The 13,175-nt window shown below is 69.5% G+C and carries 17 protein-coding genes; 5 read left to right on the forward strand and 12 right to left on the reverse strand.

Translation table 11 applies throughout. The annotated features are described in order from the left end of the window. Nucleotides 1-54: 54 nt before the first annotated feature. The gene (locus JQX13_RS45575; protein ID WP_203405668.1) at nucleotides 55-495 is read right to left on the reverse strand and encodes a DUF6918 family protein; all 441 of its coding nucleotides are present in this window, start codon (nucleotides 493-495) and stop codon (nucleotides 55-57) included. A 4-nt stretch (nucleotides 496-499) separates the two neighbouring features. Beyond that, nucleotides 500-1,366: an ATP-binding protein gene (locus JQX13_RS56030; RefSeq protein WP_343211045.1), complete on the reverse strand. Its 867-nt coding sequence runs from the start codon at nucleotides 1,364-1,366 to the stop codon at nucleotides 500-502. A 214-nt stretch (nucleotides 1,367-1,580) separates the two neighbouring features. On the opposite strand from JQX13_RS56030, the gene rpoH reads away from it, so the two are divergent. The 3 genes from rpoH to JQX13_RS45590 all read left to right on the forward strand — a co-directional run bounded on the left by rpoH (nucleotide 1,581) and on the right by JQX13_RS45590 (nucleotide 3,511). After that, on the forward strand, nucleotides 1,581-2,462 hold the full coding sequence (gene rpoH, locus JQX13_RS45580) for an RNA polymerase sigma factor RpoH (RefSeq protein ID WP_203405669.1): 882 nt from the start codon (nucleotides 1,581-1,583) through the stop codon (nucleotides 2,460-2,462). A gap of 32 nt (nucleotides 2,463-2,494) precedes the next feature. Further along, nucleotides 2,495-3,175, forward strand: a complete 681-nt coding sequence (locus JQX13_RS45585) for a spermidine synthase (RefSeq protein ID WP_203405670.1) — start codon at nucleotides 2,495-2,497, stop codon at nucleotides 3,173-3,175. A gap of 132 nt (nucleotides 3,176-3,307) precedes the next feature. Next, nucleotides 3,308-3,511: a cold-shock protein gene (locus JQX13_RS45590; protein WP_203405671.1), complete on the forward strand. Its 204-nt coding sequence runs from the start codon at nucleotides 3,308-3,310 to the stop codon at nucleotides 3,509-3,511. A 76-nt stretch (nucleotides 3,512-3,587) separates the two neighbouring features. Here JQX13_RS45590 and JQX13_RS45595 read toward each other — a convergent pair whose 3' ends face one another. Further along, the gene (locus tag JQX13_RS45595; RefSeq protein ID WP_203405672.1) at nucleotides 3,588-5,084 is read right to left on the reverse strand and encodes an amidase; all 1,497 of its coding nucleotides are present in this window, start codon (nucleotides 5,082-5,084) and stop codon (nucleotides 3,588-3,590) included. 26 nt (nucleotides 5,085-5,110) lie between these two features. Between JQX13_RS45595 and JQX13_RS45600 the strand changes: the two genes are divergently transcribed. Beyond that, complete coding sequence (locus JQX13_RS45600) at nucleotides 5,111-5,545, forward strand: EVE domain-containing protein (RefSeq protein WP_203405673.1); 435 nt, start codon at nucleotides 5,111-5,113, stop codon at nucleotides 5,543-5,545. A 15-nt stretch (nucleotides 5,546-5,560) separates the two neighbouring features. On the opposite strand, the gene JQX13_RS45605 is transcribed toward JQX13_RS45600, so the two are convergent. The 5 genes from JQX13_RS45605 to JQX13_RS45625 form a co-directional block, all read right to left on the reverse strand. Next, nucleotides 5,561-6,169 (reverse strand): hypothetical protein, encoded by a 609-nt coding sequence (locus JQX13_RS45605; RefSeq protein ID WP_203405674.1) that lies wholly within the window; start codon nucleotides 6,167-6,169, stop codon nucleotides 5,561-5,563. A gap of 63 nt (nucleotides 6,170-6,232) precedes the next feature. Continuing rightward, a complete protein-coding gene (locus tag JQX13_RS45610; protein ID WP_203405675.1) occupies nucleotides 6,233-7,687 on the reverse strand; it encodes an amino acid permease in 1,455 nt (484 codons plus the stop codon). Between the two features lie 84 nt (nucleotides 7,688-7,771). After that, complete coding sequence (locus JQX13_RS45615) at nucleotides 7,772-8,353, reverse strand: periplasmic heavy metal sensor (protein ID WP_203405676.1); 582 nt, start codon at nucleotides 8,351-8,353, stop codon at nucleotides 7,772-7,774. 41 nt (nucleotides 8,354-8,394) lie between these two features. After that, nucleotides 8,395-8,922 carry a hypothetical protein gene (locus JQX13_RS45620; protein ID WP_203405677.1) on the reverse strand — a complete coding sequence of 176 codons (528 nt, stop codon included), beginning with the start codon at nucleotides 8,920-8,922 and terminating at the stop codon, nucleotides 8,395-8,397. Continuing rightward, nucleotides 8,919-9,470 carry an RNA polymerase sigma factor gene (locus tag JQX13_RS45625; protein WP_203405678.1) on the reverse strand — a complete coding sequence of 184 codons (552 nt, stop codon included), beginning with the start codon at nucleotides 9,468-9,470 and terminating at the stop codon, nucleotides 8,919-8,921. The genes JQX13_RS45620 and JQX13_RS45625 overlap by 4 nt, the downstream gene beginning before the upstream one ends. Before the next feature lie 112 nt (nucleotides 9,471-9,582). On the opposite strand from JQX13_RS45625, the gene JQX13_RS45630 reads away from it, so the two are divergent. Further along, nucleotides 9,583-10,026: a GNAT family N-acetyltransferase gene (locus JQX13_RS45630; RefSeq protein WP_203405679.1), complete on the forward strand. Its 444-nt coding sequence runs from the start codon at nucleotides 9,583-9,585 to the stop codon at nucleotides 10,024-10,026. A gap of 10 nt (nucleotides 10,027-10,036) precedes the next feature. Here JQX13_RS45630 and JQX13_RS45635 read toward each other — a convergent pair whose 3' ends face one another. The 4 genes from JQX13_RS45635 to JQX13_RS45650 form a co-directional block, all read right to left on the reverse strand. Further along, nucleotides 10,037-10,579, reverse strand: a complete 543-nt coding sequence (locus tag JQX13_RS45635; RefSeq protein ID WP_239014251.1) for a tetratricopeptide repeat protein — start codon at nucleotides 10,577-10,579, stop codon at nucleotides 10,037-10,039. 257 nt (nucleotides 10,580-10,836) lie between these two features. Further along, on the reverse strand, nucleotides 10,837-11,643 hold the full coding sequence (locus JQX13_RS45640; protein WP_203405681.1) for an ActD protein: 807 nt from the start codon (nucleotides 11,641-11,643) through the stop codon (nucleotides 10,837-10,839). Nucleotide 11,644: 1 nt separating this feature from the next. Beyond that, entirely contained in the window at nucleotides 11,645-12,124 is a 480-nt protein-coding gene (locus JQX13_RS45645) for an RNA polymerase sigma factor (RefSeq protein ID WP_203405682.1), read from the reverse strand. Nucleotides 12,125-12,275: 151 nt separating this feature from the next. Continuing rightward, a complete protein-coding gene (locus JQX13_RS45650; protein WP_203405683.1) occupies nucleotides 12,276-13,070 on the reverse strand; it encodes an NAD-dependent epimerase/dehydratase family protein in 795 nt (264 codons plus the stop codon). Between the last annotated feature and the right edge of the window lie 105 nt (nucleotides 13,071-13,175).

Below are 13,175 nucleotides of genomic sequence, written 5' to 3' on the forward strand. Positions count from 1 at the left end.
GTGTCCGTGCCACCGGGTGTCTGCGAAACCCGGTGGAGTGCCCCTCCCGACTGCTCAGCCCGCGTGCTTCTCGATGAGCTTGCCGATGCGGGGGACGGCGGCCTCGACGTTCTTCTTCGCCGTGCCGCGGAGCTTCTCGTAGGTGCCCTTCACGAGCCCGCTCTGCGCGTTGCGGACCTTCCCGTCCGTGATGGCGAGCAGGGCATCGGCGGCGCGCCCCGAGTTCGACGTGATGTGGGCGGCCACCGGCTTCCCGCCCGTCTTGGCCTCCTGGTAGAGCGGATCGAGCGCCGCGGCGAACTCGGGGAGGAGATCCGAGACGGCGTGCCTGATGAAGCCGGGCTTGATGCCCTTCACCGCGCTGTAGCCCGCCTTGATGGCGAGACCCGAGATGCCGCCCTTGTCGGCGACCTCGGCGTCGATGAGCGCACAGCAGTCGTCGATGACCGCCGTCTTCTTGGTCTCGTTGGTAAGTGTCTCGGTGAGTGACGCCATCCCATCATGCCTTTCGTTCACCGGGCGGAACGCAACCGGGGGCCGGGAGTCCCGTCCGGCCCGACCGGGCGCATAGCACATCCCACGCACGGGAGGGCCCTCGCTCCTCGGTCAGGCCGTCAGGTACACGGAAGGTGCTGCCCTGCCCCACGGTGCTGTCCACGGTCATGACGCCGCCGAGCGCGCGGATGATGTCGTGGCTGATGGACAGGCCCAGGCCCGTCCCTTCCCCCACCGGCTTGGTGGTGAAGAGTTCTCCAGCACCTCGTGCAGATCCAACGGGTGGGTGAGCACCGCGTCGCCGAGAGAGAGCGCCCGGAGGCTCTCGACGATGAGCCGCATGCGCTCGGTGCCTCACGGGCCTCGGTGAGCGCCTCCAGCAGCTCGCGCAGGTCCTCCTGGGGCAGCTCCAGCCGGCGCAGCTCGGTGCCGATCCACCTCGCGCGCCTCGTGGCCCAGCAGGGACTCGGCGTGGGCGTTGAGGCGCAGCAGGCGCAGCAGGCGCAGTTCCCAGTGTCTGCCGGTCGAACTCCAGCGTGTTCTGTGCCTCCTCCGGAGACATCAGCTCGCTGTCCTTGCGACCGATGATCTCCTCCGCCGGCCTGCCGGGGAAGCGAGCCCCGACGCTGTTGATGAAGGTGTAGCGCCCCTGCAGATCCTTCGTGATGGAGAACGCAATACCCGTGAGGCGGTGGCGGGCGCAGGAGCTCCCTCGTCCAGACCCCCCCGTCCGTCCAACAGCACACGTTTGGCCCGACCCGAGGTCCACTGCACGTCCGGTGCCGCACACCCCATCTCTTCTGGACACAGGACGTGGGCAAAACCCCACACATCGCACGCACAAAACCCACCATTCCTCCCCCCCAACCACCTGGGGAAGGGGGTCGACTGTAAAAAGTTCCAAAAACCGGGTCTGTAAAAACGACCGATTACCGGCCTAGTCATGGAGGGCGCGCGCTGCAAGTACCCGCTTTCACTGAGGGACGTTCCGAAAGGCCCGCTGGCACCCGTATTGCTCTTGGCAAGGGGCACGAAGTCGGAACGCAAACCCCACCTTCTTTTCACCCACCCCGAGAGACGACCCCATGCAGGCCACCTCTTCCTTCTCCGCCGATACCCTCTCCACGTACCTCTCGGACATCAACCAGTACCCGCTGCTCACGCAGCCCGAGGAGCAGGCTCTCGCGCGTCGCTTCCGCTCGGGAGACCTGGCGGCGGGTCACAAGTTGGTGACGAGCAACCTGCGCTTCGTGGTGAAGGTCGCGTACGAGTACCGCTCCTACGGCATCAAGATGTCCGACCTCATCCAGGAGGCGAACATCGGCCTGATGAAGGCGGTGCAGAAGTTCGATCCGGACAAGGGCATCCGCCTCATCTCCTACGCGGTGTGGTGGATCCGCGCCTACATCCAGAACTACATCCTGAAGAACTGGAGCCTGGTGAAGCTGGGCACCACGCAGGCCCAGCGCCGGCTGTTCTTCAGCCTGGCGCGCACGCGGCGCGAGCTGGAGAAGCTCGGCTCGGGCGACGGCGCCATCGTGGACGCAGAGGAGATCGCCCGGAAGCTGAACGTGAAGGCCTCCGAGGTGCGCGAGATGGAGCAGCGCATGGGCGGGCGGGACTTGTCGCTGGACGCGCCCGTGGGCGAGGAGGGTGACGCCACGCACCTGGACTTCGTGGAGTCGGAGTCCAACTCGCAGGTGGACGAGGTCGCCGACCGGCAGCAGGCGAAGATGACGCGCGAGCGCATCCAGCAGGCGCTGATGCGGCTGGATCCCCGCGAGCGCTTCATCATCGAGCACCGGGTGATGGGTGACGCGGAGATGACCCTGAGCGAGCTGGGCGAGCACTTCGGCTTCTCGCGCGAGCGCGCCCGCCAGCTGGAGATCCGCGCCAAGGACAAGCTCAAGGCGGAGCTGGCCTCCCTCATGGCCGAGGTGGGCATGGACGAGGCGTCCGCCCTGTAACCCTACTCGGGAACGAGTAGGGTACGGGGACGATGAAGCCGTGGAAGGTGATTGATCGAGCGCCCGCTCCGGGCGGTGGGGAGCTGGTGCTGCACCAGCGAGGCGAGGAGTTCGCCATCCGTGTGAACGGCCGCGAGCTCATGTCCAGCCGCCAGCACGGCTCCGAGGAGAAGATGGCCGAGGTGGCCTGTACGGGCCTCGGCGGCAAACGCCCACGGGTCCTCGTGGGCGGATTGGGGCTGGGCTACACGGTCCGGGCCTCGCTGGAGCGGCTGCCGCCAGAAGCCGAGGTGATCGTCTCGGAGCTGGTGCCGGCGGTCGTCGCGTGGAACCAGGGTGTGTTGGCGCCCCTGGCCGGCAGGCCGCTCGAGGATCCCCGGGTGAAGGTGGAGACGCGAGACGTGGGAGAGCTGCTCCGTCAGGCGGAGGGGCACTACGACGCGATCCTCCTGGACGTGGACAACGGTCCCGAGGCCCTCACCCAGGAACAGAACCGCTGGCTCTATGGGGAGCGCGGTCTGGCCGCCATCCGGCGTGCGCTGAAGCCGCGGGGCGTGGTGGTGGTGTGGTCCGCCGCACCGGATCGCGCCTTCTCCAGCCGGCTGAAGCGGGCGGGATTCGACACCGAGGTGGTGGAGACTCCCGCGCGAGGCAAGGGCGGTGGGCCCCTGCACACCCTCTTCATCGGGCGCGTCCGAGTGACGCCTACCTGACAATTCGTTTTCGGGAAATGAAAAGGGGGGGCTTCCTTTGTTCCCCCAAAGATGCCACATAGGAGCCTCCCTCGCACAGAGCGACGGAGTTCCGGCGCATTCCACCGCGTCGGGCGAGAAAGAAGAAAAGTAATGGCGACTGGTACCGTGAAGTGGTTCAACGACGCGAAGGGCTTCGGTTTCATCACGCAGGAGGGCGGTGGCGAGGATCTGTTCTGCCACCACACCGCCATCCAGACCGAGGGCTTCCGCACCCTGGCCGAGGGCCAGCGCGTGGAGTTCGACGTGGCCCGCGGCCCCAAGGGTCTGCAGGCGCAGAACGTCCGTCCGCTGTGATGCGGACCTGAGCCACTTCGACGAGCGGCTCGAACCGGGGCCTGCTTCCCTTCCTGGGAGCAGGCCCTTGGTATTTCTAGAGCGCCCGTCCGGAGATCCGAGGCTTGCGCCCCACCCACGGGCGGGCCTGCTCCAGCTGCGCGGCGAGGCGCAGGAGCGTGGCCTCGTCTCCGAAGCGGGCGGCGAACTGCACGCCGATGGGCAGCCCGGCGGCGTTCCAGTAGAGCGGCACCGACATGGCCGGCTGCCCCGTCTGGTTGAAGAGCTGGGTGTTGGGCGTGCGCTCCAGGCTGTTGCCGGCGAGCGCGTCGAACATCTTGAGGATGACGGGCTTCAGCGGGAGCTTGCGCAGGACGGCCAGCGCGGCGATCTCGGCGGGTTTGAGCGCCAGCTCCCCGACGCGCACCGGCGGATGGGCCAGCGTCGCATCGAGGAAGAGATCGTACCGCTCGTGGAAGGCCGCCATCACCCGGGAGGCCCGGTGCATGGAGTCCCGCGCCTTCTGCAGATCCGCCGCGGTGAGGATGTTACCGATCTGCGCGAGCGCCCAGGTGGAGGCCTCGACATCCGTCGGGCCCACCGTCCTGCCCTTCAGCGCGCCGATCTCCTCCACCTGCACCGCCACGTTGGCCGCGACGATCACGAGGTAGGCGCGCACCAGCTCCTCGCGATCGAACCGGGGAGCGTCCTCGACGAGCTCGTGTCCCAGCTCCTGGCAGAGCTTCACCGCGTCCAGGACGGCGGCGGCGCACTCCGAGTGCACGTTCTTCCCGAAGAGCGAGCCCGTGGAGAAGGCGATGCGGAGCCGTCCAGGCGGGGTGCCCACCTCCTGGAGGAAGGGCCTGGCGGGAGGCGGCGCCACGTAGGGAGCGCCAGACTCCGTCCCGTGGGTCGCATCGAGCATCGCCGCGCTGTCACGCACGCTGCGGGTCAGCACGTGCTGCTGGACGAAGCCGCCCCACCCCTCCCCCACATCCGGGCCCACGGGGTTGCGGGCCCGGGTCGGCTTGAGCCCGAAGAGGCCACACGCGGACGAGGGAATGCGGATGGAACCACCCCCGTCTCCGCCATGGGCCATGGGCACCACCCGTGCCGCCACGCAGGCCGCCGAGCCTCCGCTGGAGCCTCCGGGCGTATGGTCCGGGTTCCAGGGGTTGCGCGTGGGACCGCGCAGCGCCGGCTCGGTGACGCCGAGGATTCCCAGCTCGGGCGTGGCCGTCTTGCCCAGCATGATGACGCCCGCGCGGCGGAAGCGCTTCATCAGCTCCGCGTCATGGTCGGGGACGAAGCCCACCAGCGCCCGGCAGCCGCCCGCGTAGGGCTCGTTCGCCAGATAGCCGTCCAGGTCCTTCACCAGGAAGGGGACCCCGGAGAATGGCCCCTCGGGCAGCGGCCTCACGGCGGCATCGCGTGCCTGGTCGTACATCTTGTGGACCACCGCGTTGAGGATCGGGTTGACGGCCTCGATGCGAGTGATCGCCTCCTCCACCAGCTCCGTGGGGTGGACTTCCTTCTTGCGAACCAGCGCGGCGAGGGCGGTCGCGTCGAGCTCGTCGTATCCCTGGATGGCCATGGGCCAGCTATCTACCATGCGCCGCCATGGCGAAACCCCAGTATTGGCTGATCAAGAGCGAGCCCTCCGTCTACGCCTACGCGCAGCTGGAGAAGGACGGCAGGACGGAGTGGACGGGCGTGCGCAGCTTCGAGGCTCGCAACAACATCCGAGCGATGAAGCCCGGCGACCTGTGCCTCTACTACCATTCGAACGAGGGCAAGGCCGTGGTGGGCGTGGCCCGGGTGCTCACCGATCCCGGACCGGATCCCACCGCGCCCGGTGAGGACTGGGCCTCGGTGGAAGTGGGGCCCGTGGTGGCGCTCGAGGAGCCGGTGACGCTCGCCACCATCAAGGCCACCCGCGAGCTGAAGGACTTCCCGCTCATCACCCGGAGCCGGCTGAGCGTGGCGCCCGCCACCGCCGAGCACTTCAAGCACATCCTCGCCATGAGCGGGACGAAGCTGCCCCGGGCGAAGTGAGCGGAGCGCGGCGGCTCAGGCGTTGGCCGGGTGCAACTTCTGCTGCAGGAGGTTCGCCCGGTTGCGCGCCGACAACAGCTGCTGCCGCAGCGACTCGGCGTCGCGCGCCACGTCGACGAAGTCCTGCGCCTCCGCGTCGCTCGCCAGGGAGCCGGCGCTCTCCGCCACCTTCGACATCCGGTCGTTCACCATCTGCAGCGAGGAGATGATGTCCTCGGCCTTCACCGGCTCGCCCTTCTGCGTCCGGCTGGCCAGCTCCTGCATGTGCGAGCTGAGCAAGCCCGCCTCCTGCCCCAGCGCCGCGAAGCGCTCCATCAACGACTGGTACACCTTCGTGCGCTCCTGCAGCTCCAGCGCCCGGTTGTTCACCTCGGCCGCCAGCACCTGCTGCCGATCCCTCCAGCCGTTGAGCACCGAGAGCAGCGAGCGCATGTTCGCCACCATCCGCTCGTCGCAGTCCGCCACCTGGTTGAGCAGCTTGCCCATCCGCTCCAGGTGCTTCTGCGACCGGAGCTCGCCCGTGCGGACCTCCTCCGCGAGGATCTCGAACTTGCGCAGCTCCTCTTCGATCGCCATCGCGGCGTTGACCAGCTCGGAGGAATCGGACTGCTGCCGCTTACTCATAGGTGCTGCTCCCGTCGGGAAGAGGAGGGGCCGAGCCCTGTTCCTAACAGATCCCCTTCCAACTCACTTCCCCGAAGTGGCCTGAAGCGATGCCGGAGCAACCCGCGCCAGCTTCGGCCCCACGAAGGTGTGCCGCTGAAATGCCACCCAGTAGACAGTCAACAGGATCAGGGCCCCGGCGAACGTGTACCCGGCCAGCTCGTTGGGGGGCAGGACGAAGAGCACCATCACCACCGCGCACCAGCCGAGCGCCACCACGTTCACCAGCGTGGAGTAACGTCCCAGGTCCCACGGTCCCCGGTGCGTCCACGTCCCATTGCGCCGCGCGATCAGGCCCACCAGCACGGGCAGTGCGTACGAGGCGTAGAGCGCCAGGGTGCTGAGCGCCACCATGGCGGCGTAGGCCCCGCTCCAGATGGCCACCAGGAAGGCCGCCGCCACCGACACCCAGATGGCCACATGCGGGCTGCGGTAGCGCGGTGACACGCGCGCGAGCAGCGGAGAGGCCGGCAACCCCCCATCCCGCGCGAACGCGAAGAGCATGCGCGAGTTGGACGTCACCGAGGACAGCCCGCAGAACCACATGGCCCCGATGGCGATCCACACCAGCGCCCCGCCGAGCGCGGGCCCGAGCGACTCGCGCAGCACGTGCAGGAAGGGGTTGGGCGCGGCGGCCGCGGCCGACAGGTCTCCAATCGCCAGCGTCACCCCCGCCAGTAGCACGTACCCCACCACCGCGCTCACCGCCACGGACAGGAAGATGCCCCAGGGCGCGTTGCGCGTCGGATCCACCGTCTCCTCGGAGACGTGGGCACTGGCGTCGTAGCCGGTGAACGTCCACTGCGCCTGCAACAGGCCGATGAGGAAACCATAGGCGTAGACGTTGCTCTCCGTGGAGAAACGCGTGAGGAGGAAGGAGGCGTCCTGCTTGGGCGCGAAGGCCACCAGCGCGCCGATCACCACCGCCACGCCGGCCACGTGGTACCAGGCCGACAGGTTGTTGAGCAGCGCCACCGCGCGCACGCCCACGTGGTTGAGCACCGCGTGCGACAGGAGGATGGCCGCGTAGAGCGGCAGCACATAGCCCCGCTCCCGCGGCCACCCGAACATGTCCGCCACGAACTCCGCCAGGCCATAGTCGATGCCCGCGGTGATGGCGAACTGGCCGATGGTGTTGAGCCACGCCGTGAAGAAGCCCACCCGCACGCCCCCGAGCATGGCGGCCCAGTGGTAGAGCGCACCCGCCGTGGGGTACGAGGAGGCGAGCTGCGCGAGGCTCGCCGCCACCGTCAGCGTCATCACCGCCACCAATGGCCAGCCCACTCCCATGACGAACGGCCCGCCGAAGCGCAGGCCATGGCCATAGAGCGTCACCGCTCCGGTGAGGATGGAGATGATGGAGAAGGAGACGGCGAAGTTGGAGAAGCCGCCCATGTCACGCAGCAGTTGCTGCGCATATCCCAGACGCTGGAGCTGAGCCGCGTCCGCCTCCAGCTGGTGCTTCTTGTCTGCATCCATTCCCGTGACCATGGCGCCTGGGCCAGGGGAATGGGAAGGGGCGGCGGTGCGAAAGTGTGGGCTCGGCGATACCGGGAGGAAGCGTCAGCGCTTGCCAGCCTCACGCTCCGGCGCCGGGGGAGCGGGGGTCCTGGGGACCTCGATGCGCCGCTCGATACGGATGCGCCGCGGCGACGCGCCCGGAGTCATGGGACCCATCTCCGCCTCCAGCTTCTGCCAGTAGTCGGGGCCCAGCGTCTTCTTGATGGCCACCATCAAACCCACCCGGTTCTGCCGCACCGCCGTCTCCGCGCGGCCCACCTTCTCCACCAGCTCCTTCACGGTGCCCTCGTTGGGGCTCGGCTGGCGCAACTCCTTCTCCAGCGCGAGCTGGGTGCGCTTGAGCTCCGCCTCCAGGCCGATCAGCGCGTCGTTGGCCTCGAAGGTCAGATCCTGCACCTTCTGCACGAGGCCCTGCGGCAGGCCGATCTTCGCCGCCACCTGCGGCGGAATCCCATAGGACGGCGGCGCCAGCGGATGCTCGGGCGGAAGCGGAGGCGCCGGCGGCACTGGAGGCAGGGGCGGCATCGGCTGCTGCACGTTGACGCGCACGTCCTCCGTCCTGTCCTGCGCGAGCGTCGGCACGGCGGTGAGGACCACGAGGGCACACATCAGCTTCTTCATCATGGTGCTGCTCCTTTCATTCACTGCGCATTCACTGCCACGGCTCACTCACGTCGGGAGCCGTCTGGCGGACGCACCCAGACGGCGAGCGCCCCGAAGGGCTGGTACATCTCGTCCTCGACGCTCGGGTGGGTGCGCGTGTAGCCGTACACCTCGCCGAACAGCGCCCCGATGGAGGCGACCTCGCTCCCCTGCCCCTCTGGCGCAGTCCGCACGGGCTGCTCGACCCGCAGGGAGCCCTCCGCGGCTCCCCCCACCACCGGCGTGTCCTCGACGGATACCGGCGTCCTCACGCGGGGCGAGACGAGCAGGAACAGGGTGACCACGGCGGCCGTGGCGGTGGCGCTGGCCACCCTCCGGCGGCGGTGCTGGCGGCGGCGAACTTCACCGAGGATGGCCTCGCGCGCGAAGGGGGCCGGAGCGGGTGGCTCCGGCAGTTGGAGCGCGCTGGCGGAGGCATGGAGTCGGGCGAGCGAGCGGCACGCGGCGCACCGCTCCAGGTGGGCCTGGAAGTCCGGAGGCCGGGGCAGGCGCTCGTCCACGAGGGCCGCGGCGATGTCCTGGCAGCTCATGGGGTGTCTCCTTGGAGCGCGTCCGCGGCCTTGAGCTTCTGGAGCGCCCGGTAGAGGTGGATGCGGACGGTGCCGCGTTCGATGTTCATGGCATCGGCGATGGCATCGAGATCGAGCCCCTCCAGGTACCGCAGGGAGAAGGCCGTGGCCTGCTGGGCCGGGAGCGTCCGCAGGGCCCGGCCGAAGGCGCGCCAGCGCTCGGCACCGGCGAAGCGCTCCTCGGGCGAGGGCTGCGGGGCCGGACCGAGCTCCAGCACCTCGCGCAGGACGTTCCACACCCGGCGTCGGCGCAGGTGGCCCATGGCGCGCGAGACGAGGATGCGCCGCAGCCAGGCGGGGCCGGCCCTGGCATCCCTCAGGGTGTGGCGCTTCTCGTAGGCGTCGGCCAGGGCGGACTGCACGAGATCCCTCGCCTCCTCCCCATCCCACACCAGCCGCCGGGCCAGCCGCAGGAGGGCCGCCTGCTCACCCTCCACGAGCACGTCGAAGTCGAGGGGGGTGACCCTCTCCTTCATCGACGGCTCGTTCATGACGGCGGTGCCCTTCAAGGTCGAACCTCGTTGCCCGGTTTCCACTCAGGAGGACGCACGAGCCCCTCGGGAGGCATACCGCTGATTTTTCCCCCTGTTTTCCAGCCCCTCCGGGAGAATCCCCGGCCCCATGCCCCCATACGAGATCCGTCAGGTTTCCGCCGCGGAGACGCGCCACCTCCGCCACGTCGTGCTCCGCCCGCACCAGCGCCCCGAGGAGCTGGTCTACCCGGGAGACGATGCCCCGGACACCCTGCACCTGGCGCTCTACGTGGGAGACGCGCAGCACGGGGTGGCCTCGCTCTACCGCGAGCCCCAGCCGGGCTCGAGGTCCACCACCGAGTGGCGCCTGCGGGGGATGGCGGTGCTCGCCGCGGACCAGGGCAGGGGTCATGGCGCCGCCCTGCTCCAGGCCTGCATCGCTCATGCGACGCGTCAGGGCGGCACCCGGCTGTGGTGCAACGCGCGCACGACGGCGTCGGGCTTCTACCGCAAGCTGGGCTTCGCCGTGGAAGGTGGGGAGTTCGAGCTCCCCGGCATCGGCCCGCACTACCTCATGTGGCGGGCCCTCTGAGTCAGAGGAGTCAGAGCGCGGTGGCGCGCATCAGCCGGCCCGCGAGCTGGGTGTACTGATCTCGCTTCTCGGTGTCCCCGAGGTGCGCCCAGACGTCCGCCAGGGCCCTGGCCGCTTCCGTGAGCCCCGGATGCAGCTCCAGCGCCATCTCCAGCACGTGGCGCGCGTGACGGTAGCGCGCCTTGCCCGTCAGCCCGATGCCCCGGGTCCGGTGCTTGCCCGACTCCGTCAGGAGCGCCTCGCCGAGGGTGGCGATCTCCACCGCCGTCGCCTCGAGCCAGGCCTTCTCGGAGTTGAGCTTCCGCGCCTCGTCCAGCAGCGTCCTCGCCGCCTCCGGCTCGTCCAGCTCGAGCTGGCAGAGCGCCGCGTTGCGATAGTGCTCGGCCGTCTCCGGATCCAGATCGATGGCGCGCTCGAAACACTTCAGCGCCTCGCGCGGACGTCCCAGACTGGCGAGCGAGGATCCCTTGGCGCTCAGCGCCAACACGTGGTTCGGATCCTGAGCCAGAACGCGATCGAACACCTGGATGGCGGCCTGGTGATGACCAGACATCGAGAGGCTGACGCCCTCATTGAATGCCGCGAGCAGAGTGGACATAGGGCCCCTTGTCGCCGGCACGCATGCCGGCCTCGTCGTGCGACCGGCCCATGAACCTCGGCCGGACATGGAAGCGTGACAGGACAAAGGACTTCTCGGGAATCCCAAACCTGTAGGCGCTGTGGCCCGGTCCACATCCCCACCTGGATTCCCGCTTCTCCGGACAGAAAGTGAATCTTCTGCGACGAGGCGCCGACGAACGGCGCCGCGCGTCAAGGCACCTTCTCGAGGGTGAGGGAGGTCTGCGAGAGCGGCTCCGGCAAGGGCAGCGGCTCGCGGCGGGCGCGGTCCGGGTCCTGGGCCAGCTGGCGCGCGGACTCCATCAGCGCGTTCACGTCGAAGGGCGCGTCACTGGTGACGAAGAAGAAGCGCTCGAAGACGGGGGCGTCGTCCAGCTCGTAGGCGCTCGGCAGCGACACGGTGCCGCCCTTCAACTCGAGCGAGCCCGTGAGCGACTCCGGGAAGTGGAGCGTGACGGAGCCCCGGCCGTCCACGGACAGCACGGCGCCGTAGCGCCGGCCCGCCGACACGTAGCTGAGCTGCAACACGTCGCCCTGCCGCGCCCGGGCCGGGTCCACCAGCGGCTCGGGCTCGCCCCGCCTCTGGCGGTGGATGAGCAGCTTCGGCTCCAAACCCTTGGTGCGCGTCGTCTCCAGCAGCGCCACCTGCTGGGGCCGGGATTCCTCGGGCAGCTTCTCGCGCGAGAAGAACATCATCAGCGCGAGGCCCAGGGCCAGGGGCGCGCCCAGCGCGACGGCCGGTAGCCAGCCGCGCGTGGGCCGGGAGGCGTTCAGCGAGCGGGAGGCCTCCACCCCCCTGCGACGGCGCGCGACCTCGGCGACGACCTGGGAGGGGGGGAGCTTCTCGAGCGTGGCCCCATCATCCGACTCCAGTCGGGCGAGCCGCTCGAGACCCTCGGGCTCCGCGGCCAGCCGGGCGCGGGCGGCGGCCAGTTCCTCGGGGGGCAGCTCTCCCAGGGCGATGCGCTCCAACAGCCAATCGGGCGTGCGTTGGGACATGTCAGGCGGCCTCCAGTTCCTGCAGGTGGGAGCGCAGGGTGCGCAGGCGCTTGCGGACTCCGGAGACGGAGAGGCCCACTTCCTTCGCCACCTCCTCGTACGTCATCCCGTCCACCAGGTGCAGCACGGCGATGGTGCGCGTGGACACCTGCTCGCGTCCGAAGAGCCGCTCCAACACCGCCGCCGCCCCCGTGCGCGCCTCCATGTCCTCCAGCGAGGCGATGCGCACCAGCAGCTCCTCGTCCGCGTCCGCCGGGCGCCGGCGCTCCGAGCGCATCCGGTTGAGGCACACATTCGTCGCCATGCGGTGCAACAGGCTCGAGGGGGCCGTCTGCGTCAGCGCCTCCTGATGATCGATGAGCTGGACGAATACGTCGTGCATGGCGTCCACGGCCCGCTCCTCGTCACGAAGAAGGAAGCGGCAACGCCGGAGCACCATCGGTCCATACCGGCGGTAGCAGGCTTCCACATCGATGGCCAACGTCGGACCCTCCGTCCCTTGCGCGCACCTGAACACCGGAGCGGGCGCGAACTGTTACCTCGCGTCCCGTCATTTCGTGCAACGGGATGGTGAGGGGCCGTAAGTAGCTGGAATCGCGTCCGTCAGCCAGTGTGGAAGCAGCCGGGGAAGCTCAGCGCCCCGCGTCCAGGAGGGCCGAGAAACCCGCGACGAAATCCGGGTAGCGGGGCCGCCACCCCAGCGCCTTCAGCCGGGCATTGGAGATGGCCCGATCACCCCGGAGGGACTCGTGCAGGGAGGCCAGGGGGACGGCGGGCGGAGGCGGCAGCCCCATTCGCGCGCACAGCCAGGCGGCCGTCTCCGCCTGGGTCGCCGGCCGATCATCCGCCACGCAGTACCAGCCCCCCAGCTCCCCCTTCTCCAGCACCACCTGGATGGCCTGCACCAGGTCGTCCACGTGCACCCGGGAGATGCGGCCCCCTCCACTCTCGGGGATGCGGAGCGTGCCGGCCCGGAGGCGCTCGTGCAGGCCCCGGCCGGGGCCGTAGATGCCCGCGACGCGCAGGGCGATCCCCCCGAGCCGCCGGTACCGCGCTTCCGCCTCGATGCGGCCACGGCCATTCGCGGAGCTGGGGTCCACCGGCGTGTCCTCGTCCACATGTCCCCGCGCCCCCCCGTAGACCCCCGTGGAGGAGAGGTAGACGAGGCAGGAGGGACCCGTGCGCTCCAGTGACGCGGCCAGGGTGGCGTCGAGCCCGGCGTCCGGTGGAATGGAGATCACCACGTGCGCCTCCTTCGAGGACGCCACGGCCTCCTCCAGCGAGAGCAGTTGGACGCCCTCGCGGGACAGCTCCTCGCGGCGCTGCTCGTCACGGGTCACCGCCAGCACCCGGCGCCCCTGGCGGGCCTCCTCGCGCGCCAGCCGCGTCAACGTGTAACCACATCCGAGCAGGATGAGCGGAGTCATGCCCCGCGATTACTGGGCCGGTGCGGGGAACGCAAGCGGGCGTTGCTGGCGGGCATGTGTCGTAAACTGGATGCCCCCTCCGGGGGAGGACTCGGGGTGACACCG

The sequence above is a fragment of the Archangium violaceum genome (assembly GCF_016859125.1).
Lineage (GTDB): Bacteria > Myxococcota > Myxococcia > Myxococcales > Myxococcaceae > Archangium > Archangium violaceum_A.